The sequence below is a fragment of the Tranquillimonas rosea genome (assembly GCF_900111315.1).
GTDB classification, from domain to species: domain Bacteria; phylum Pseudomonadota; class Alphaproteobacteria; order Rhodobacterales; family Rhodobacteraceae; genus Tranquillimonas; species Tranquillimonas rosea.
On the sequence record NZ_FOGU01000003.1, the window covers coordinates 140,602 to 159,346 of the forward strand.

Sequence of the window (18,745 nt, forward strand, 5' to 3'; positions counted from 1 at the left end):
GCAACCATCTGGAGGCCGCTATTGTAATTTTATGTCGGGCCGCCCGGCGAAACCTCACCGACTGACGCAGCGTAATAGCGCAGCAGCGCTTCCTGCCCCTGCCCCGCGGCCAGCCCCTCGGACGTCTCGACCAGAACACCGCGCAGCAGCAGCATGTCGATCCCGGCCTCGGCCGCGGCATCGGCGCTTCCGTCGGTCAGGTGCACGTGGCGGCCCGCGGCGGTCAGGGTCTCGACCACGGTCCGCGCCCTGAGGGTGATCCAGGTGCGCGTCAGCGGCCGCTGCGCGGACAGGACGATGGCCGCGACAAGCGGCACGGGCAGCACCGGCACGTTCTCGCGGACGCGGGCCATCAACTCGGATGCCAGCGGCCGGGTGATGTCGCCGCTCCGACCCTCGGAGAAGCGCTGCAGCGAGATCGGCGAGCCGAAGGCCACGCCGGCATAGCCGAACTTGCGGGCCCGTCCGGTCAGGCGGCGGCGCAGCCAGCGAAGCGCGAAGGCGGCGCCGGTCAGGAAGCCCCCGCGGAACTTCCGTTCGCCCGAGGCCGCCGCCTCGGTCAGGATGCGGTCCTCGATCACGCGGTCATAGTTCAGCGACACGGGCACGAAGACCACGTCACGTTCGGTCGGCGGGTCCGAGAGGATATAGTTCAGCAGCCCCAGCTTCGGCGGCCCCACCCGACCGTCGAGCGACAGGCCGCCCTCGGGAAAGATCGCCTGCGTCACGCCGTTGCGGGTCGCCAGCTGCACGTAGCGCGCCAGCACCCGCCGGTAGAGCTGATTGCGCGACTTGCGGCGGATGAAATACGCGCCCATCGCCCGGATCAGCCGGCTCAACGGCCAGACCCGCGCCCACTCGCCCACGGCATAGGCCAGCGCGGACCGCTCGGCGGCAAGGTAGGTCACCAGGACGTAGTCCATGTTGCTGCGGTGGTTCATCACGAAGATCACCGTCGCGTGCCGGTCGATCGCCGACAGCCCGGCCTCGTCGACATAGCCCAGCCGCACGCGGTAGAGCCGCGTCGACAGCCAGCGCGCCAGCCGGATCGCGACACCGAAATAGGCGCTGGCCGAGAACGAGGGCACGATCTCGCGCGCATAGCGGCGGGCGAGATCGAAGGCCACGTCTTCGCGCAGGCCGGTCTCGCGCGCGTGGTCGGCCACGGCCTCGGCCACGCGGGGATCGTAGATCAGCCGCTGGATCATGTCGTGGCGCCGCGCCAGCTTGAACGGCTGGATCGGACGCTCGAGCCGCTCGTTCAGGCGGGCCACCACCCGCTCCATCCGGCGCCGGAGATACCAGCGCACTGGCGGACCGACGAGACGGTCCAGCACCGCCAGCCCGGGAACCAGCAGAACGAGGATCAGCAGCCAGACCGGGATGGTGACGGTTGTGAGCATGTCTCTCCATACTTGCACCGGCCAGGGGGGCCGGCAAACGCGGACCGCACAAAAAAGAGGCGCCCCTTGCGGGACGCCTCCAAGTGTTACGCGAAAGGCGCGGCTCAGGCCATGAGATCGTAGCTCTGATCGCCGACCTGCACCGTGATGCTGTCGAGATCCGCGCCACCGTCCAGTTCCCAGAGCGCGCTGCCCTGGTAGTTGACGGTCGCGTCGCCGTTGGCGGTGTCGACCGAGAAGTCGTCCCCGTCGGCCGAGTTGTTCCCGGTGAAGACCAGGACATCGCCCTCGTCGCTCATGAAGTCGGCGATGGTGTCGAGCCCGTTTCCGGCCGAGCCGTCATGGCTGAACGAATCCGCGCCGGCACCGCCGAACACGAAGTCATCCCCAGCGCCGGCGTCGAGAAGGTCGTCCCCCGCGCCGCCGAACAGCTGGTCGACACCGGCGCCGCCCGAAAGCTCGTCGTCGCCCGAGCCCCCGCCGATCGTATCGACACCGTCGCCGCCGGCGACCACGTCGTTGCCGTCGCCGCCATAGGCTTCGTCATCGCCGCCCGAGGCGCCGATGTCGTCGTCGCCGAACCCACCAAGCAGCGTGTCGTCGCCGCCGGCACCCCGCAGGATGTCGTCGCCGGCGCCACCGTCGGCGAAGTCATCCGCCATGCCGGTCTGCGCGTCGTCGAGGCCCTGATCGCCGTCAGCCCAGCTGCCGGTGTGGATCTCGTCGTTGCCGGCACCCCCGTAGATCACGTCGCTGCCGTCGTCCGAGGCGTCGAACTCTTCGCCGGTCGCGGCACTGACACGGCTGTCGGAGTCGCCGGTGATAATGTCGTCGCCGACACCACCGGTGATCTCGTCATCGCCGGCACCGCCGGCATAGCCGTCATCGTAGTCGCTCAGCGACAGGGCTCCCGAGGCGCCGTCATCTGCGGCGTTCTCGATGTTCTGGACGCCCTGCCCCGCGAACAGCTGATCGTCACCGTTGCCACCGCTGAGCGCGTCGCTGTCGGCACCGCCGTAGATCTCGTCGCTGCCGTCACCGCCGAACAGGATGTCGCTGCCATCGCCGCCGTAGATGCTGTCGGCACCGCCGCCGCCGCCGACATTGTCGTCGCCGATTCCGGCGCCGAGGACGTCGTTGCCGCCGTCACCGCGCAGGATGTCGTCGCCCGCACCGCCATAGGCCGTGTCGTCGGCCATGCCGGTATGGCTGTTGTCGAGATCCTGGTCGCCGTCAGCCCAGCTGCCGGTGTGGATCTCGTCGTTGCCGGCGCCGCCATACAGCGTGTCGGACCCGTCGGCGGACGCGTCGAAGTCAAGCCCGGTCTCGGCGCTCACGCGGCTGTCGGAGTCGCCGGTGATGATGTCGTCACCGTCGCCGCCAAAGACCACGTCATCGCCGGAATCGCCTGCATAGCCGTTGTCGTAATCCGACAGCGACAGGGCGCCCGACGCGCCGTCGTCGGCGGCGTTCTCAGCGTTGTCGTCATCGGGTCCGGCAAAGATCACGTCGGCGCCGACGCTGCCGCCGATGGCATCGCTGCCGGTGCCGCCCGTCATCGAGTCATCGCCCTGGCCGCCGGCGATCGTGTCGTCACCGGCATTGCCGGCCAGCACGTCGTTGCCCGCGCCGCCATAGATGAGGTCGTCGCCATCACCGCCGGCCACGTCGTCGTCGCCCATGTCGCCCTGCAGCAGGTCGTCGCCGCCGGCGCCGCGGATGATGTCGTCACCCATGCCGCCCGAGGCGGTGTCGTTGGCCATGCCGGTCTGGGCATTGTCGAGGCCCTGGTCGCCATCGGCCCAGCTGCCGGTATGGATCTCGTCATTGCCGGCACCGCCATAGATGACGTCCGAACCGTCCGCGTCGGCATCGAAGCCGTCGCCCGTCTCGGCGCTGACTCGGCTGTCGGAGTCGCCGGTGATGATGTCGTCGCCGTCACCACCCTGGATGAAGTCGTCGCCATAGCCGCCGGCGTAGCCGTTGTCGTAATCCGACAGGGTCAGGCTGCCCGAGGCACCGTCGTCGGCGGCGTTCTCCATGTTCATGTCGGCATTGCCGGCGAAGATGTTGTCGTCACCGAAGCTGCCGGACGCGACGTCCTGCCCGGCCCCGGCAAAGATGCGGTCGGCCCCGGCGCCACCGCTGAGGGTGTCGTCCCCCTCACCGCCATAGACGCTGTCGTCGCCGCCGTTGCCCGCGACCAGGTCGTCACCGGCACCGCCGCCGAGTTCGTCGTTGCCTTGGCCGCCGAAGATCGTGTCGTCGCCAGCGGTGCCATAGATCGTGTCCATGCCATCGCCTCCGCCAAGCTCGTCATTCCCGGCATTGCCGTTCAACTGGTCGTTGCCCGCGTTGCCATAGGCCACGTCGTCGCCGTCACCGCCGACGATGACGTCGTTGTCCGCGCCGGCAAAGACGCTGTCACCGCCATCCTCTAGAACGATCTGGTTCGGGGCGGCCTGGTCGGCATGGTCCTGCAGGATGCGGGCCGCCGTGTCGGCGTCGATGGCCTCGATCGTGCCGGCGGCCGCGGGAAGAATCCCGGTATAGCCGTTCTCACCGCCATCGACCTCGCCTTCGGTGCCGTCACCGATGCCGTCCGGCACCGTCACGCCGTGCAGCACGACTTCGCGCAGCGCCAGTGGCATGATGTCGTCAGCCGTGTAGTCGGTGTTCGTCACCGGGCTGAAGAATTCGCTGTTGTCCGACAGGTCGAACGACTGCACATAGTTGACGTCGCCGTTCGCGTCCGACGAGGGCATTTGCCCGTTCACGCCATCCAGCGGGAGAAGCACGTCGCCGTACTTGGCCACGCCCTCGAGCACCTCGACCATCCCGTCGCGGTCCGCGTCGTCCGCGATCGTCGGCGACACAGAGTCCACGGCGTTGCCGTTACCGTCGAACAACCCATGCACGTGCTGCGCATGCACCTGGTCGGGCGCAAGCCCCTGGGCCGAGACGGACACGTTGAGCGACTGCGAGCCGTCCCCGTCGTCCGTGACCGACAGAAGTGCAGTCCCGGACACGCCGGAGCTGTTGAGAGCGTCGAGGTTGACACTCCAGAGTCCTTCGGCCTCGGCGAGCGAGCCGGCGAAGGTGTCATACGTCAGATCAGATTGCGGCATGGAAGTTCTCCCTAGTTACGCACCATTGGACACGGACTGGGGAGCCGAAAAGTTTCAGCCGGTTTCGCGAATAAACTTCTCGATTGCTGAAAATGTCCGCTCAGACCGTGTTTTCGGCGTGATGTTGCCCAAAATCTCGCCGCTCCGCCGCGATGCAGAGAATTGACACAGCCATAATATTCCACATATCAAGACAAATACGTAACAAAATTGCGCTGACAGAGGCAGTCCCCGGATGACCCAAACCGACCGCGACGATCCCTGGCTATTCCGCACCTATGCGGGCCACTCGACCGCCCGCGCCTCGAACGATCTGTACCGCACGAACCTGGAACGCGGGCAGACGGGCCTTTCGGTGGCCTTCGACCTGCCGACGCAAACCGGCTATGACAGCGACCACGTCCTCGCCCGCGGCGAGGTCGGCAAGGTCGGCGTGCCGGTCGCGCATCTGGGCGACATGCGGATGCTGTTCGACAACATCCCGCTGGAAAAGATGAACACGTCCATGACGATCAACGCGACGGCCCCCTGGCTGCTCGCGCTGTACATCGCCGTGGCCGAGGAACAGGGCGCGGATGTCTCGCAGCTGCAGGGCACGACGCAGAACGACATCATCAAGGAATACCTGAGCCGCGGCACCTATGTCTGCCCGCCGGAGCCCTCTTTGCACATGATCACCGATGTGGCGGCCTATACACGCCAGCATCTGCCCAAGTGGAACCCGATGAACGTGTGCTCTTATCACCTGCAGGAGGCCGGCGCGACGCCCGAGCAGGAGCTGGCCTTCGCCCTGGCGACGGCGACGGCGGTGCTCGACGATCTCAAGGGCAAGGTGGACGAGGCCGACTTCCCCGAAATGGTCGGCCGCATCTCGTTCTTCGTGAACGCCGGAATTCGCTTCGTCACCGAGATGTGCAAGATGCGCGCCTTCTCGGAACTGTGGGACGAGATCTGCCGCGAGCGTTATGGCGTCGAGGACCCGCGCTATCGCCGCTTCCGCTACGGGGTGCAGGTGAACTCGCTGGGCCTGACCGAGCAGCAGCCCGAGAACAACGTCTACCGCATCCTTCTAGAGATGCTTTCGGTCACGCTCTCGAAGAACGCCCGCGCCCGCGCCGTTCAGCTGCCCGCCTGGAACGAGGCGCTCGGCCTGCCCCGTCCGTGGGATCAGCAATGGTCGCTCCGGATGCAGCAGATCGTCGCCTACGAAACCGACCTGCTGGAATACGGCGACCTCTTCGACGGCAGCCCCGTGGTGGCGGCGAAGGTCGAGGCGCTGAAGGACGACGCCCGCGCCGAGCTGGCCACGATCGACGCGATGGGCGGCGCGGTCAGCGCCATCGGCTACATGAAGAGCCGCCTCGTCGACGCCAATGCTGAGCGTATCGCCAAGATCGAAAGCGGCGAGACGGCGGTGGTGGGCGTGAACCGCTACGCCGCCGGAGAGCCCTCGCCCCTGACGTCGGGACCGGACGCCGTGATGGTGGCCGACCCCGACGCCGAGGCGGACCAGATCGCCCGTCTCGAAGCCTGGCGCGCCGACCGGGACGACGCCGCCGTCAGCGCGGCGCTGGAGGACCTGCGTCGCGCAGCGGCCGAGGGCGCGAACATCATGCCCGCCTCGATCGCCGCGGCGAAAGCGGGCGCCACCACCGGAGAGTGGGGCGACATGGTCCGGCAGGCGTTCGGCGAATACCGCGGCCCCACCGGCATCTCGTCCACGCCCTCGAACCGCACCGAGGCTTTCGACGACGTTCGCGAAGAGGTCGACGCAATGACCGGTCGGATAGGCCGCAAACCGCGCTTCCTTGTCGGCAAGCCGGGGCTGGATGGCCATTCCAACGGCGCAGAACAGATCGCCACCCGCGCTCGCGACTGCGGCTTCGAAATCCATTACGACGGGATACGGCTGACCCCGCAGGCGATCGTGGACTCCGCGCGCGAGATCGAGCCGGACGTCATCGGCCTGTCTATCCTGTCGGGCAGCCATCTTCCGCTGGTCAGGGAAACGATGCGCCGGCTCGACGCCGCGGGGCTGCGGGATATTCCGGTCATCGTCGGCGGCATCATACCCCATGCCGACTCGGTCGAATTGCAGCGCCTTGGGGTTGCAAAAGTATACAGCCCCAAGGACTTCGAATTGAACCGCATCATGTTCGATCTCGTCGGCCTCATTGATACGATGCAAGTCCCCGCTCAATAAATTACACTTTCGTGCACAAGATTCCGCGACCGCAACGGTCGCGTAATCCTTTTCGCTTGCAATCCGGTGACCTAACGTGAATTAGATAATTCACCGAGACGGATTGCAACGAAAAGAGGAATATCATGGACCGCGATCTTCAATCGATGTCGAAAAAAGAGCTCGAGGATCTGCGCGCCGCGGTCGACAAGGCGTTGAAGGATTACGACGCCCGCAAGAAAGCCGAAGCCCGGAAAGCGGCCGAAGAAGCGGCCAAGGTACACGGATTTTCGCTGGACGACCTTGTGAGCGGAAAGGTCACGGGCGCCCAGAAGAACCCGCCGAAATACCGCAATCCCGACGATCCGAAAAAGACCTGGACCGGCCGCGGTCGTCAGCCGGCTTGGATCAAGGAAGCGCTCGACAGCGGACGCTCGCTCGAGGACTTCCGCATCTGATCGCCGGGCGCCCTGCGCCCGCCACAGATGGCGCGCCGGGCCCTTGCGGCCCGGCACGCCTCTGACGCCCCGCCCGGAACGGGCCGTAGCGACTGGCTTTTGCGTCCAGCTATTAACTGCTTTTATACGTCTATGTGCATTGCGCACCCCCGAGCTGCCCTTTCGGTCAATACTTGGGTCTGCACGTTTTCTCTTCCCCAAATTCAACAGGAAACGCTGTCGCCAAAGTTGTTTGACCGTGGACATGACACCCGCAAATGGCGTGCGTTTTCGGGCAAGCTTTCGCGGCAAATGCGCGCAATTCAAAGCGTCATGCGCGGCCATGCGTTCGCCGGAACTTCTGTTTCTCCACCCCTAAACGAAAGCGCCGTGGCTGCGGTCGTAACCGTTCGGCATGGGGGAAACCCACCCCTCCAGTGCGCCAGACGCGGGCTGGTAGATTTCGGCGATCAAAGGATGACAGGCTGCCGCATCGCTTGAATGTTCGCTGCCGCAATCGCCGCCCGGACAGGCCGAAAGGGCGCCGAGCAGGTCGATCTCGGAAAGGAATTCCAGGTAATCCCCCGGCCTCACCGGGCTCGCCTTCATGAAATACTGCTGGGTGTCGGGCGTGAAACCGGTGCACATGAAGACGTTCAGTACGTCGTGGACATGCGCCTCGACCTCGTGCAGCGGAAGCCCCGTCTCGTCCGCCAGGGCCCGCGTCAGGTTCGAATGGCAGCAATGGTGATAGGCATCGCCCGACAGCAATCGGTGCGTATAGGGATCGCAACGGGTGCCGATGACGTCGTGAACCGCGCCGCCATGCGGGTCGATTCCGTACCAGTCGAGCGTATCGGCGGTCAGGGTCGCCATCGGTCGCAGATAGGGAAAGCACGACCAGAGACGATCACCGGTCGTGACATGCGAGCCGTGCAGCGCCCGCGTCTTGCCGGAGTAGAACCGCTCGGCCAGCGTCGATGCGGACCAGAGGTTCAGGTCGCCCACCTGCGGCCCCTCGGTCGAGACGATGCGCACCACCTGCCCCGCCGCGGCACGGAAGCAACGCGCCTCGCGCGGTGGAACGGTCACGCTGTCGACCAGCCACATGTCCTCTCGCGCCCGTTGATAGAGCGCCATGTCGGGAGGCGGCAACGTGTCGTCGGGATAGCAGATCACTGGCGCCGCCGCGCGGCGGGCCTCGGCATCGGGCGGGGCGTCGGTCATCGGGGCGGGTCTCCTCGTCGTCAGCCCCCGTTGCGCAGGCAGGCGCGGGGGCGCTTGTTATTATCGGTCTCGGTCGTCGCCCCGCAGAAGTCGCAGACCCAGATGCCGTTGCGCCGATCCTCGCGCCAGCGGCAGTTCCGCGTCAATGTGGTGCGGGACCAGCGCCAGTAGAGCCAGGCATAGGCGCCAACCGCCAGGACAATCAGAACCGGAAGCATGGGCGCCCCCTGTCAATGGCGGGATTGACCGGATCGCCGATAGCCCGAAAATGCTGTGGCATCTGTCTCGGAGCCCTCCTCATGCGTGCGCTCGCCATTCTGCTCGCCCTCTGGACCACTTGTGCTGCCGCGCAGGACTGGGGCGACCTCGACGGCCTGCTCGACCGCAGCCTCGGCGACGGCCGGCCCCTTGCAGCCGGCGGATACTGGCTGCCCGACAACGTGGATCCGGCGCAGGCGCGTTCGGCGCTTGGCGTGATCTATCCGGTCATCGTCGGCGCGGCCGGCAATTTCGAGATCCGGGCGGGCATCTTCCGGCGCACAACGACCGGGTTCGCCCTGTCGGTTCCCGTCAGCGGCCTGTTCGGCACGCGCCCCAGGGACGCTGCCTTTCTATCGGACCGGATCGAGGTGACGACGACCATGCCGCAACCGGGAGAGCCACGGTGCTGCCCGACGGGCACCGCGCGGTGGCGCATCGATCCGCAGACCGGCGCCGCCGCGCGGCTGGACTAGGCGTGTCAGACCGCGCGTTCGACCATCATCTTCTTGATGTTCTGGATCGCCTTCGCCGGGTTCAGACCCTTCGGGCAGGTCTTGGCGCAGTTCATGATCGTGTGGCAGCGATACAGCTTGAACGGGTCCTCGAGGTCATCCAACCGCTCACCAGTGGCCTCGTCGCGGCTGTCGATGATCCAGCGATAGGCATGGAGCAGCGCGGCGGGGCCGAGATAGCGGTCGCCGTTCCACCAGTAGGACGGGCACGCGGTCGAGCAGCAGGCGCACATCACGCACTCGTACAGCCCATCGAGCTTTTCACGGTCCTCGATGGACTGACGCCATTCCTTTTGCGGCGTGTTCGACTTGGTCTCGAGCCACGGCATGATCGATTCATGCTGCGCGTAGAAATGGGTCAGGTCGGGGATCAGGTCCTTCACCACCGGCATGTGCGGCAGCGGATAGATCTTCACGTCGCCCTTCACTTCGTCGAGGCCGTGGATACAGGCGAGCGTGTTGATGCCGCCGATGTTCATCGCGCAGGATCCGCAGATCCCCTCGCGGCACGAGCGGCGGAAGGTCAGCGTCGGGTCGATCTCGTTCTTGATCTTGATCAGCGCGTCCAGAACCATCGGACCGCAATCGTCGGTGTCGATGAAGTACGTGTCGAGACGCGGGTTCTCTTCGTCGTCCGGGCTCCAGCGATAGATCTGCAGCTTGCGGACGTTCTTCGCGCCGTCGGGCTTGGGCCAGGTCTTCCCGGTCTTGATCGTGCTGTTCTTGGGCAGGGTCAGCTGGACCATGTCGCTCTCCTATTGCAGCAGTGCCGGCACCCCGTCGGATGCCAGGCAGGACAATGTCTGGGGCCTCTGTGCGACGCGCGTGACGGTCTCGACGGTCGCCGCCGTCGGGCCGGTCACGCTGTCGGAGGCGAGGCCCAGGATTTCGTTGGTCGTCGCGCCGTTGATCACGCAATCGACCGCGGGCTGCAGCGGCACACCGGGGAACCGCTCGGCAATGACCGGGCGCACGGCGCTGCGGGCCGCCGCGCGGGTAAAGTCGTCGCGGCTCGCCGGCGTGCATGCGGCCAGCCCGAGCGCGATCAGCACCGCGCCCCTCAAGGCTCGAGCCTCGGCGGACGGATCGGCCCCTGGCCCGAGCGCGACCGGACACATTCCTCGTAGACCACCATGGGATCGCGGCCCCGGATGTAGTCCGAGGTCACGCCGATCTCGAGGCCACTCACGGGGCCGTCCTGGTTGATGCCAATCGCAGCCTGTCCGAAGGGCCCGGTCGCGCGGCGGGCCTGCTCTTCGCACAGGCGCGCCGCGGCTTCGGGCGACATCGTCCCGCACCCCGCCAGCGCCGCAAGAGCGCCGAGCGACAGGACGATATACGAGACCGCGCGGTTCAATAGACGCGGGCCTTGGGTGCGATCTTCTTGAGATCGATGCCGCCCTCGTTGTGCCCCAGGAGCGGGTTCAGGTGCACCGGGCGATACTTCAGCTCGACCTTGCCGTTGACGTAGGCCAGCGTGTGCTTCCGCCAGTTTTCGTCGTCGCGGTCGGGATGATCCTCGTGGGCATGGGCGCCCCGGCTCTCCTTGCGCGCCTCGGCCCCCACGACGGTTGCCAGCGCGTTCGGCAGCAGGTTCGTCAATTCGAGCGTCTCCATCAGGTCGGTGTTCCAGATCAGCGACCGGTCGGTGACGTGCAGGTCGTCGGCCTTGCCCGCGACCGTGGTCATCTTTTCGACCCCCTGCTTGAGCGTCTCCTCGGTGCGGAACACCGCGGCGTCGTCCTGCATGGCCTTCTGCATCTCGGCCCGCAGATCCGCCGTGGGCGTGCCGCCCTTGGCGTGCCGCAGGCTGTCGAACCGGTCGAGCGCCTTGTCCACGCTCGCCTGGTTCAGCTGCACGTTCGGCGACTCGGGGTCGACCACCTCTGCGGCCTTGATCGCGGCGGCGCGGCCGAACACCACAAGGTCGATCAGCGAGTTCGAGCCAAGGCGGTTGGCGCCGTGCACGCTGGCGCACCCCGCCTCGCCGACGGCCATCAGGCCGGGCGCAACCCGGTCGGGATCGTCCTCGGTCGGGTTCAGCACCTCGCCCCAGTAGTTCGTCGGGATGCCGCCCATGTTGTAGTGCACCGTCGGCAGGACCGGGATCGGTTCTTTCGTGACATCGACGCCGGCAAAGATCCGGGCCGATTCAGAGATGCCGGGCAGGCGCAGGTTCAGCGTCTCGGGCGGCAGGTGGTTGAGGTGCAGGTGGATATGGTCAGAGTTCGGCCCGACCCCGCGCCCCTCACGGATCTCCATCGTCATGCATCGGCTGACGACGTCGCGGCTGGCGAGGTCCTTGTAAGTCGGCGCATAGCGTTCCATGAACCGCTCGCCTTCCGAGTTCGTCAGATAACCGCCCTCGCCGCGGGCGCCTTCGGTGATCAGACATCCGGCACCGTAGATGCCGGTGGGGTGAAACTGCACGAACTCCATGTCCTGCAGCGGCAGGCCCTGCCGCGCGATCATGCCGCCGCCGTCGCCGGTGCAGGTATGCGCCGAGGTCGCCGAGAAATAGGCCCGGCCGTAGCCGCCGGTGGCCAGCACGACCATCTTGGCGTTGAACACGTGGATCGTGCCGTCTTCCAGCTTCCAGGCCACGACGCCCTGGCACTGCCCGTCCTCGGACATGATCAGGTCGATGGCGAAGTACTCGATGAAGAACTCGGCCTGGTTCTTCAGGCTCTGGCCATAGAGCGTGTGCAGGATCGCGTGCCCGGTCCGGTCGGCCGCGGCGCAGGTGCGCTGCACCGGGGGGCCCTCACCGAATTCGGTAGTGTGGCCGCCGAAGGGCCGCTGGTAGATCTTGCCCTCTTCTGTCCGGCTGAACGGCACGCCGTAGTGTTCCAGTTCGTAGACCGCCTTGGGCGCCTCGCGGGCGAGGTATTCCATCGCGTCGGTGTCGCCCAGCCAGTCCGAGCCCTTCACCGTGTCGTACATGTGCCACTGCCAATGGTCGGGCCCCATGTTCGACAGCGACGCGGCGATCCCGCCCTGCGCCGCGACGGTGTGCGAGCGCGTCGGGAACACCTTGGTGACGCAGGCCGTCTTGAGCCCCTGCTCGGCCATGCCCAGCGTCGCCCGCAGGCCGGAGCCGCCGGCACCGACCACGACAACGTCGTAGGTATGCGTCTCGTATTCGTAGGCAGCCATCAACTCACTCCTTCACAGCGCCAGACGGGCCAGGGCAAACACCCCGATCGCCGCGGCGGCATAGCTCACGCAGGTCATCGCGATGATCGCGATCTCGCGCGCCAATCCTTCGACGTAGTCGTCGATCATCACCTGCACCCCATTCTTGAAGTGCATGAAGCCGACGACCAGCGTCAGCCCGGCCACGATCGCCGGGAACGGGCGCGAGAAGTAGGCGACGACCTCTTCGTGCGGCTCGCCCAGCATCGGCCCGAAGGTAAAGACGAACAGCGGGATCAGGATCAGCAGCGCGACCGAGCTGAGGATCATGTGCCAGTGATGCTCGGTCCCGGACTTGGCCGAGCCCCATCCGATGGCGCGCTTGCGGTCGGTCATGAAGGCCATGTCTCGTCTCCTCAGATCAGGAACAGCGTCAGGATGGTCAGCACGACCGACCCGCCGATGCAGCCCCAGCCGAGCTTTTCGGCCGTGGCGAGCTCCAGCCCGTAACCGGCGTCCCAGACCAGGTGCCGGACGCCCGCCAGCGTGTGATACCAGAGCGCCAGCAGCGACAGCGTCATCACAACATCGCCGAACCACGAGGTAATCACGCCGTCGGCCACGGCGAAGGCCTCGGGCGAAATCGCCGCAGCCAGAAACCACCACACGATCAGCAGCGAACCGACGAGCAGGCCGTTGCCGGTGATGCGGGTAAAGATGGAACTGGCTGAGGTGATCTGCGGACGGTAAATCTGAAGGTGCGGGGACAGGGGCCTGTTGCCCCGGTTCACGTCTGCCATTGGATCATCCTATCGCTGGCGCCCAGTGTAGGGCGTTTCATGGGAGTGATAGCAAGATTTGCGCCCGAGTCACGGGGGGCGAGCGATAACGGGCGGCTTTGGCGCAGGTTCGCGACCTTTGTGATCACTTGATGACGCGGCGTGATCACAAATTGCGCCGCCCGCTGGGGGACGCTGCCCGACCGTCACACCGGCATCAGGACCCACAGGTCCAGGTCCAGCAGAATGTGCGGCAGGTACTTGCCCTTGTCGTCCTTCAGCGCGTAGTCGCCCGGTCCGTCCTTCGCCGCCACCAGCCGCAGCCGCAGCGCTCCGACGCCCGGCACATTGGTCTCGGCGCAGTCCAGAACCTCGGACCAGGCGCGCACGGTGTCGCCGGCAAAGCACGGATTCGCATGGGCGCCACCGTTCAGGCCGACGATCATCTGCGCGTTGGCCAGCCCGTTGAAGCTCAGCGCCCGCGCCAGGCTGATGACGTGGCCGCCATAGATCAGCCGCCGCCCGTCCTCGCGGTGGGTCGCGTCGAAATGCACGCGAGCGGTGTTCTGCCACAGCCGTGTGGCCATCATGTGCTCGGCCTCTTCGACCGTCACGGCGTCGACGTGATCGATGATCTCGCCGGGCGCGTAGTCGCCCAGGCGATGCGGCTCGCCCGCGCGGTCGAAATCGTAGCCGTCGAACCGCAGCCCCTCGGGCACGGTAAGATGATCGGGCGTCACCGACTCGGCCAGGTCGGGCACCACCGGCTCGGGCGCGGGCGCTTCGGGGTCGCGCTTGCGCACCATCACCCAGCGGACATAGCTCAGGACCGGGCGCCCCTGCTGGTTGCGACCCGTGGTGCGCACCCACACGACGCCTGTCTTCCCGCTCGAGTTCTGCTTCAGCCCGATCACCTCGGAATCCGAGGTCAGCGTATCGCCGGGCCAGACCGGCGCCAGGAACCGCCCCTCGGCATAGCCGAGATTGGCCACCGCGTTGAGCGAGATGTCGGGAACGGTCTTACCGAACACGGTGTGGAACGCGATCAGGTCGTCCAGCGGCGCAACTGGCAGCCCGCAGGACTGCGCGAACGTGTCGGACGAGTGAAGCGCCCCCCGCGCGGGATAGAGCGCATGGTACAGCGCCCGCTCCCCCTGCCCGACCGTCCGGGGAACCGCGTGGCGGATCACCTCTCCCAGCCGGTAATCCTCGAAGAAGCGGCCCGGATCGGTCTTGGACATCACTGCGCCCCGAGCTTCATGTCGGGAGAGTAGTCGCCGTCGATCTCCTTGGTCACGGCCTGGGCGCATCGCATCACGCCGTTGGCCGCGTCATAGGCATAGGACGGCGAGCCGTGCAGCACCCAGCCCTTCGACAGGGCCTCGCTCACCTTGTGGCAGAAGGCGGACGTGTCGTCGCCGGTCAGAAGTCGGTAGATCTGCATGTCTTCACCCCGGAAATGGCCAGACGCCCAGAAGGACGTGCGCGTACGCGATCACGCCGTAGATCACCAGCGTGATGATGGCGAGGCGGATGTCGCCCGCCAAGCTGCCGCCGGCATACGGCGCGGGCGCGGCCTCGGCGCGGTTGATCAGTGACCGTTCCGCCAGCGCCCACAGCAGCATCGTGCCGAACAGCAGGATCGAGGCCACGTCGCCGTTCACCAGCAGGTGCGCCGCGGCCCAGACAACGACAGACCACAACATCGGGTGGCGAAAGCGCCGCCGCAGACGCGACTTGGAATGTCCAAGCCCGAACAGCGCGACGGCGAACAGCATCGCGAGGTTGTTGATGTGGCGGGTCCACAGCGGAGGCGACCAGACCGGCCAGAACTCTGCCGAGCGATAGCCCAGCACGATCAGCACCAGCGCCACCAGAAGCACCGCCGCGATCACCCCTTTCGAGGCCGGGCCCATCCGCCGTTCCATCGCGCCCCGCGCCTCGGGCGCGAGCCGCTTGAGAAGATGCGCCGCAAGCCACAGGACGAGGCCCAGAACGAGTATCGTCATTATCCCTCCAGTTCCGCGATCCGGGCGGCCTTTGCCAGCGTCGCCCGCGCGGTGACGATATGCAGATTCTCGACGATGCGGCCATCGACAACTGCCACGCCCTGCCCCTCGCGCTCGGCCGCCTCGAAGGCGGCGATCTGGCGTTCTGCCAGGTCGATCTCCTCGGGCGTGGGGGCAAAGACCTCGTTCGCGACGCCGACCTGCGCCGGGTGGATCAGGGTCTTGCCGTCCATCCCCAGGTCACGGCCCTGGGCACATTCCACCCGCAGACCCTCGTCGTCCTTGAACGCGTTGTAGACCCCGTCGACGCAGACGATCCCCGCCGCCCGTGCGGCCAGAAGGCAGGTCTGCAGCGCCTGCATCAGCGGCAGACGGTCGGCCCGGAACCGGCAACCCAGCTCCTTGGCAAGGTCGTTGGTGCCCATGACGAAACCCGCCATCCGCGGCGCGCGGGCGATCTCGGCGGCGTTCAGGATGCCCTCGGGCGTCTCCATCATCGCCCAGATCGCGGTGTCCGCCGTCTCGGCCCGCGCTTCCAGCCGGGCGGCCACATTGGCGACATCCGCGGCCGAGTTGACCTTGGGCAGCAGCACCGCCTGCGGCGCCGCCGCGGCGATCGCACCCAGGTCGTCCCGCCCCCACTCGGTCTCGAGCCCGTTGATCCGCACAAGCTGCGCGCGGGGGCCATAGCCGCCCGCGCCGAGCGTCTGGGCCAGCGTGTGCCGGGCCGCAGGCTTTTCCACGGCGGCGACCGCATCCTCGAGGTCGAAGATGATCGCGTCCACCGGCAGCGTCTTGGCCTTTTCCAGAGCACGCTCTTTGGAGCCAGGGATATAGAGAACCGACCGCCAGGGGCGTTGGTCTGCTTTCATGATTCGACCCCCTCGAAATATTCTTGCGCGAGACAGCACGAAACGGACGCATTTCGCAACCCGCTGCGGTGCGGAAGGCCGACCCACCGTACGGTGGGGTTACGGGACATGAAGCCGTGCGCGGCAACGCTGGGGCCTCCAGGACAGGGGGCCACGCCATGACACACCACTTCTTCCTTCTTTCGCTCGGCATCGGGCCGATGCTGCTCGCCACGCTGCATGTGGTGGCGGCCCTTCCTTGACACGGCTCAGGTCAGGGCGTCGAAGATCAGCTTGCCGCCGGTGATTAGCAGGAAAGCGTAGGTCAGCTGGAAGAAGAACGTCTCGCTGATGCGCCGGTGCAGCCAGACGCCCAGCATGATTCCCAACGGCGCCACCGGCGCGAGAAAGATGTTCGCCAGCACGGTCTCGCGGCTGAAGATGCCGAGCGCGGCATAGGGAATGAATTTCAGTAGATTCAGCATCCAGAACGTCAGCACCGTGGTCGCCTGGAAGGTCGTCTTGGTCAGATTCAGGGACAGGAGATACACCGCCGCCGGCGGGCCGCCCGCATGGCTGATAAAGCTCGTCAGCCCCGCAACACCGCCCCAGCCATACCCCGCGGCGGGCGAGAACGGGCGCGCGGCCGTGGCGATCCAGCCCCGTTTCCGCGCGATCTGATAGGCTACGAACCCCACCGCGACGAGCCCGATCAGCAAGCGGAACACGTCCGGTTCGGCCACGCGATACAGCGCCGCGCCAAGCGCGATCCCCGGCAGACCGCCCAGGATCAGCCGCCGGGCCGCGCCCTTGTCCCACTGCTTCCAGAACGGGCGCAGCGCAGTGACGTCCATCAGCATCAAGAGCGGCAGCATCACCCCGATCGCCTGGCCGGGCGTGAGAATCAGCGCCAGGAACGGAGACGCCGCGAACGCCGCGCCGGACGCGAACCCACCCTTCGAGATTCCCGCGAACAGCACCGCCGGAACAGCCATCAGGAAGAATGTGAGGTCGAGCTCCATGAACGGCGATTCCCCGGAAAATCGGTGCGGTCCGGGGTGCATAGCCCCTCTCCCGGACGGCGGCCACCCCCGCTGCCGCACCGCGGCGCTTGCGCGGTGGCCTGTATCGGCTTACCCATCGCGCCGATGTGACACAGGATCGGAGACCCGTTTCATGGCCAGACCCAAGATCGCCCTCATCGGCTCGGGACAGATCGGCGGCACCCTCGCACACCTCGCCGCGATCAAGGAACTCGGTGACGTGGTGATGTTCGACATCGCCGACGGCACCCCCCAGGGCAAGGCGCTGGACATCGCCGAATCGGGCCCGTCCCAGCGGTTCGACGCGCAGATGTCCGGCACCACCGACTATGCCGACATCGCCGGCGCGGATGTCTGCATCGTCACCGCAGGCGTGCCCCGCAAGCCGGGGATGAGCCGCGACGACCTGCTCGGCATCAACCTCAAGGTGATGAAGGCCGTCGGCGAAGGCATCGCGCAGCACGCGCCCGACGCCTTCGTGATCTGCATCACCAACCCGCTCGACGCGATGGTGTGGGCCCTGCGCGAATTCAGCGGCCTGCCGCACGAGAAGGTCGTCGGCATGGCCGGCGTGCTCGACTCGGCGCGCTTCCGCCACTTCCTCAGCCTCGAGTTCAACGTGTCGATGCGTGACGTGTCGGCCTTCGTGCTGGGCGGCCACGGCGACACGATGGTGCCGCTGACCCGCTACTCCACCGTCGCCGGCATCCCGCTGCCCGACCTCGTGAAGATGGGCTGGACCACGCAGGACAGGCTCGACGCGATCGTTCAGCGCACCCGCGACGGCGGCGCCGAGATCGTCGGCCTGCTCAAGTCGGGCTCGGCCTTCTACGCGCCCGCCACCAGTGCCATCGAGATGGCCGAGGCCTATCTCAAGGACCAGAAGCGCGTCCTGCCCTGCGCGGCATGGTGCGACGGTTCGTTCGGCCTCAAGGGGCTCTATGTCGGCGTTCCGGCGGTGATCGGCGACAAGGGGATCGAGCGCATCGTCGACATCGACCTGAACAAGGACGAGCAGGAGATGTTCAACAGCTCCGTCGATTCGGTCCGCGGGCTTGTCGACGCCTGCAAGGGAATCGACGAGACCCTCGCCTGATCCGGCCCGTACGACCTGACCAAAAAAAAGACGCGCCTCGGCGCGTCTTTTTCGTTTGAGAATGGGGCGCGGCGCCCGGGGCTTACTGGCCTTCCACCGCGCGCTCGAACACCAGGCCCGACAGCGGGCCGCACCCGTCGTTCGGCCCCATCACGTTGAAGCCGCGCCCGGTCGGGGTGATCTCGCATTCCAGCGGAAAGGCGTCGGTCGGGCCCTGCCCGCTCGCGTCTTCCAGCACCAGCATGTTGTCGCCCTCGAAGCTGTAGCTGCCGGTGATGTCGCTGATCCGGTCGCCGCCCGACATCGCGAAGCTGCCATCGGGGGCAAAGCTCGCCACCAGCGTGCCCTGGGCGTAGTCGCCCGGCTGGATCGGCAGCACGGCGCCGTCGTTCTGAGCGCTCGACTCGCCCGATGTGTCGCCCTCGGTCTCGGGCGTGGTCGAGGCGTTGCCCTCGATGACGCTGCCGTCTCCCTCGGTGTCCTGCACCTCTTCGCGACCTTCCGAACCCTCGCTGGACTGCTGGGCGTCGTCCGAACCGGACGATTGCTCGCCCGATTGCTGGCCTTCCTGTTCGCCCGCCTGGGCGCCGTCATCCGAGCCGTCCGACGACTGCTCGCCGGATTGCTCCGACCCAGACGACTGCTGGTCCGACTGATCGCCCGATTGCGACCCGTCGCCCGA

The 18,745-nt window shown here is 66.8% G+C and carries 19 protein-coding genes and 1 pseudogene; 4 read left to right on the top strand and 16 right to left on the bottom strand.

Annotated elements, in window-relative coordinates; translation table 11 throughout:
- Positions 1–29: 29 nt before the first annotated feature.
- The gene (locus BMZ25_RS05785; protein ID WP_092689970.1) at positions 30–1,403 is read right to left on the bottom strand and encodes a 1-acyl-sn-glycerol-3-phosphate acyltransferase; all 1,374 of its coding nucleotides are present in this window, start codon (positions 1,401–1,403) and stop codon (positions 30–32) included.
- Between the two features lie 104 nt (positions 1,404–1,507).
- Complete coding sequence (locus BMZ25_RS05790; RefSeq protein ID WP_092689973.1) at positions 1,508–4,531, bottom strand: calcium-binding protein; 3,024 nt, start codon at positions 4,529–4,531, stop codon at positions 1,508–1,510.
- Between the two features lie 235 nt (positions 4,532–4,766).
- Between BMZ25_RS05790 and BMZ25_RS05795 the strand changes: the two genes are divergently transcribed.
- Positions 4,767–6,734, top strand: a complete 1,968-nt coding sequence (locus BMZ25_RS05795; RefSeq protein ID WP_092689975.1) for a methylmalonyl-CoA mutase family protein — start codon at positions 4,767–4,769, stop codon at positions 6,732–6,734.
- 125 nt (positions 6,735–6,859) lie between these two features.
- Positions 6,860–7,171, top strand: a complete 312-nt coding sequence (locus BMZ25_RS05800) for an H-NS histone family protein (protein ID WP_092689978.1) — start codon at positions 6,860–6,862, stop codon at positions 7,169–7,171.
- A 354-nt stretch (positions 7,172–7,525) separates the two neighbouring features.
- On the opposite strand, the gene BMZ25_RS05805 is transcribed toward BMZ25_RS05800, so the two are convergent.
- Positions 7,526–8,377 carry an urea carboxylase-associated family protein gene (locus BMZ25_RS05805; RefSeq protein ID WP_092689981.1) on the bottom strand — a complete coding sequence of 284 codons (852 nt, stop codon included), beginning with the start codon at positions 8,375–8,377 and terminating at the stop codon, positions 7,526–7,528.
- Positions 8,378–8,397: 20 nt separating this feature from the next.
- Positions 8,398–8,595, bottom strand: coding sequence for a hypothetical protein (locus BMZ25_RS05810; protein WP_092689983.1), 198 nt, complete (start codon positions 8,593–8,595; stop codon positions 8,398–8,400).
- A gap of 81 nt (positions 8,596–8,676) precedes the next feature.
- Between BMZ25_RS05810 and BMZ25_RS05815 the strand changes: the two genes are divergently transcribed.
- Entirely contained in the window at positions 8,677–9,111 is a 435-nt protein-coding gene (locus BMZ25_RS05815; RefSeq protein ID WP_092689986.1) for a hypothetical protein, read from the top strand.
- Between the two features lie 5 nt (positions 9,112–9,116).
- On the opposite strand, the gene BMZ25_RS05820 is transcribed toward BMZ25_RS05815, so the two are convergent.
- The 11 genes from BMZ25_RS05820 to BMZ25_RS05870 form a co-directional block, all read right to left on the bottom strand.
- Positions 9,117–9,896, bottom strand: coding sequence for a succinate dehydrogenase iron-sulfur subunit (locus BMZ25_RS05820; protein ID WP_092689991.1), 780 nt, complete (start codon positions 9,894–9,896; stop codon positions 9,117–9,119).
- Positions 9,897–9,905: 9 nt separating this feature from the next.
- On the bottom strand, positions 9,906–10,202 hold the full coding sequence (locus tag BMZ25_RS05825; protein WP_235859794.1) for a hypothetical protein: 297 nt from the start codon (positions 10,200–10,202) through the stop codon (positions 9,906–9,908).
- 8 nt (positions 10,203–10,210) lie between these two features.
- Positions 10,211–10,507 (bottom strand): hypothetical protein, encoded by a 297-nt coding sequence (locus BMZ25_RS05830; RefSeq protein WP_235859795.1) that lies wholly within the window; start codon positions 10,505–10,507, stop codon positions 10,211–10,213.
- Positions 10,504–12,306, bottom strand: coding sequence for a succinate dehydrogenase flavoprotein subunit (gene sdhA, locus BMZ25_RS05835; RefSeq protein ID WP_092689997.1), 1,803 nt, complete (start codon positions 12,304–12,306; stop codon positions 10,504–10,506). Before sdhA ends, BMZ25_RS05830 begins: the two co-directional genes overlap by 4 nt.
- Positions 12,307–12,318: 12 nt before the next feature.
- Positions 12,319–12,690: a succinate dehydrogenase, hydrophobic membrane anchor protein gene (gene sdhD, locus BMZ25_RS05840; RefSeq protein ID WP_092689999.1), complete on the bottom strand. Its 372-nt coding sequence runs from the start codon at positions 12,688–12,690 to the stop codon at positions 12,319–12,321.
- A gap of 11 nt (positions 12,691–12,701) precedes the next feature.
- Positions 12,702–13,085: a succinate dehydrogenase, cytochrome b556 subunit gene (gene sdhC, locus BMZ25_RS05845; RefSeq protein WP_092690002.1), complete on the bottom strand. Its 384-nt coding sequence runs from the start codon at positions 13,083–13,085 to the stop codon at positions 12,702–12,704.
- Between the two features lie 185 nt (positions 13,086–13,270).
- Positions 13,271–14,305 (bottom strand): MaoC family dehydratase, encoded by a 1,035-nt coding sequence (locus tag BMZ25_RS05850; protein WP_092690004.1) that lies wholly within the window; start codon positions 14,303–14,305, stop codon positions 13,271–13,273.
- Entirely contained in the window at positions 14,305–14,508 is a 204-nt protein-coding gene (locus BMZ25_RS05855) for a DUF1737 domain-containing protein (RefSeq protein WP_092690009.1), read from the bottom strand. The genes BMZ25_RS05850 and BMZ25_RS05855 overlap by 1 nt, the downstream gene beginning before the upstream one ends.
- A gap of 4 nt (positions 14,509–14,512) precedes the next feature.
- Positions 14,513–15,073 carry an NnrU family protein gene (locus BMZ25_RS05860; RefSeq protein WP_092690012.1) on the bottom strand — a complete coding sequence of 187 codons (561 nt, stop codon included), beginning with the start codon at positions 15,071–15,073 and terminating at the stop codon, positions 14,513–14,515.
- Positions 15,073–15,945: an HpcH/HpaI aldolase/citrate lyase family protein gene (locus BMZ25_RS05865; RefSeq protein WP_092690015.1), complete on the bottom strand. Its 873-nt coding sequence runs from the start codon at positions 15,943–15,945 to the stop codon at positions 15,073–15,075. Before BMZ25_RS05865 ends, BMZ25_RS05860 begins: the two co-directional genes overlap by 1 nt.
- A gap of 248 nt (positions 15,946–16,193) precedes the next feature.
- The gene (locus tag BMZ25_RS05870; protein ID WP_092690018.1) at positions 16,194–16,946 is read right to left on the bottom strand and encodes a sulfite exporter TauE/SafE family protein; all 753 of its coding nucleotides are present in this window, start codon (positions 16,944–16,946) and stop codon (positions 16,194–16,196) included.
- A 154-nt stretch (positions 16,947–17,100) separates the two neighbouring features.
- On the opposite strand from BMZ25_RS05870, the gene mdh reads away from it, so the two are divergent.
- On the top strand, positions 17,101–18,063 hold the full coding sequence (gene mdh, locus BMZ25_RS05875) for a malate dehydrogenase (RefSeq protein WP_092690021.1): 963 nt from the start codon (positions 17,101–17,103) through the stop codon (positions 18,061–18,063).
- Positions 18,064–18,145: 82 nt separating this feature from the next.
- Here the strand turns inward: mdh and BMZ25_RS20750 are convergent.
- A pseudogene (locus BMZ25_RS20750) lies at positions 18,146–18,745 on the bottom strand (hypothetical protein); the annotation flags it as partial.

Coding starts and splice junctions, on each gene's coding strand:
- mdh (WP_092690021.1), top strand. CDS start 17,101: ATGGCCAGACCCAAGATCGCCCTCATCGGCTCGGGACAGATCGGCGGC.
- BMZ25_RS05785 (WP_092689970.1), bottom strand. CDS start 1,403: ATGCTCACAACCGTCACCATCCCGGTCTGGCTGCTGATCCTCGTTCTG.
- sdhA (WP_092689997.1), bottom strand. CDS start 12,306: ATGGCTGCCTACGAATACGAGACGCATACCTACGACGTTGTCGTGGTC.
- BMZ25_RS05790 (WP_092689973.1), bottom strand. CDS start 4,531: ATGCCGCAATCTGATCTGACGTATGACACCTTCGCCGGCTCGCTCGCC.
- BMZ25_RS05860 (WP_092690012.1), bottom strand. CDS start 15,073: ATGACGATACTCGTTCTGGGCCTCGTCCTGTGGCTTGCGGCGCATCTT.
- BMZ25_RS05815 (WP_092689986.1), top strand. CDS start 8,677: ATGCGTGCGCTCGCCATTCTGCTCGCCCTCTGGACCACTTGTGCTGCC.
- BMZ25_RS05870 (WP_092690018.1), bottom strand. CDS start 16,946: ATGGAGCTCGACCTCACATTCTTCCTGATGGCTGTTCCGGCGGTGCTG.
- BMZ25_RS05800 (WP_092689978.1), top strand. CDS start 6,860: ATGGACCGCGATCTTCAATCGATGTCGAAAAAAGAGCTCGAGGATCTG.
- sdhD (WP_092689999.1), bottom strand. CDS start 12,690: ATGGCCTTCATGACCGACCGCAAGCGCGCCATCGGATGGGGCTCGGCC.
- sdhC (WP_092690002.1), bottom strand. CDS start 13,085: ATGGCAGACGTGAACCGGGGCAACAGGCCCCTGTCCCCGCACCTTCAG.
- BMZ25_RS05810 (WP_092689983.1), bottom strand. CDS start 8,595: ATGCTTCCGGTTCTGATTGTCCTGGCGGTTGGCGCCTATGCCTGGCTC.
- BMZ25_RS05865 (WP_092690015.1), bottom strand. CDS start 15,945: ATGAAAGCAGACCAACGCCCCTGGCGGTCGGTTCTCTATATCCCTGGC.
- BMZ25_RS05795 (WP_092689975.1), top strand. CDS start 4,767: ATGACCCAAACCGACCGCGACGATCCCTGGCTATTCCGCACCTATGCG.
- BMZ25_RS05850 (WP_092690004.1), bottom strand. CDS start 14,305: ATGTCCAAGACCGATCCGGGCCGCTTCTTCGAGGATTACCGGCTGGGA.
- BMZ25_RS05855 (WP_092690009.1), bottom strand. CDS start 14,508: ATGCAGATCTACCGACTTCTGACCGGCGACGACACGTCCGCCTTCTGC.
- BMZ25_RS05805 (WP_092689981.1), bottom strand. CDS start 8,377: ATGACCGACGCCCCGCCCGATGCCGAGGCCCGCCGCGCGGCGGCGCCA.
- BMZ25_RS05820 (WP_092689991.1), bottom strand. CDS start 9,896: ATGGTCCAGCTGACCCTGCCCAAGAACAGCACGATCAAGACCGGGAAG.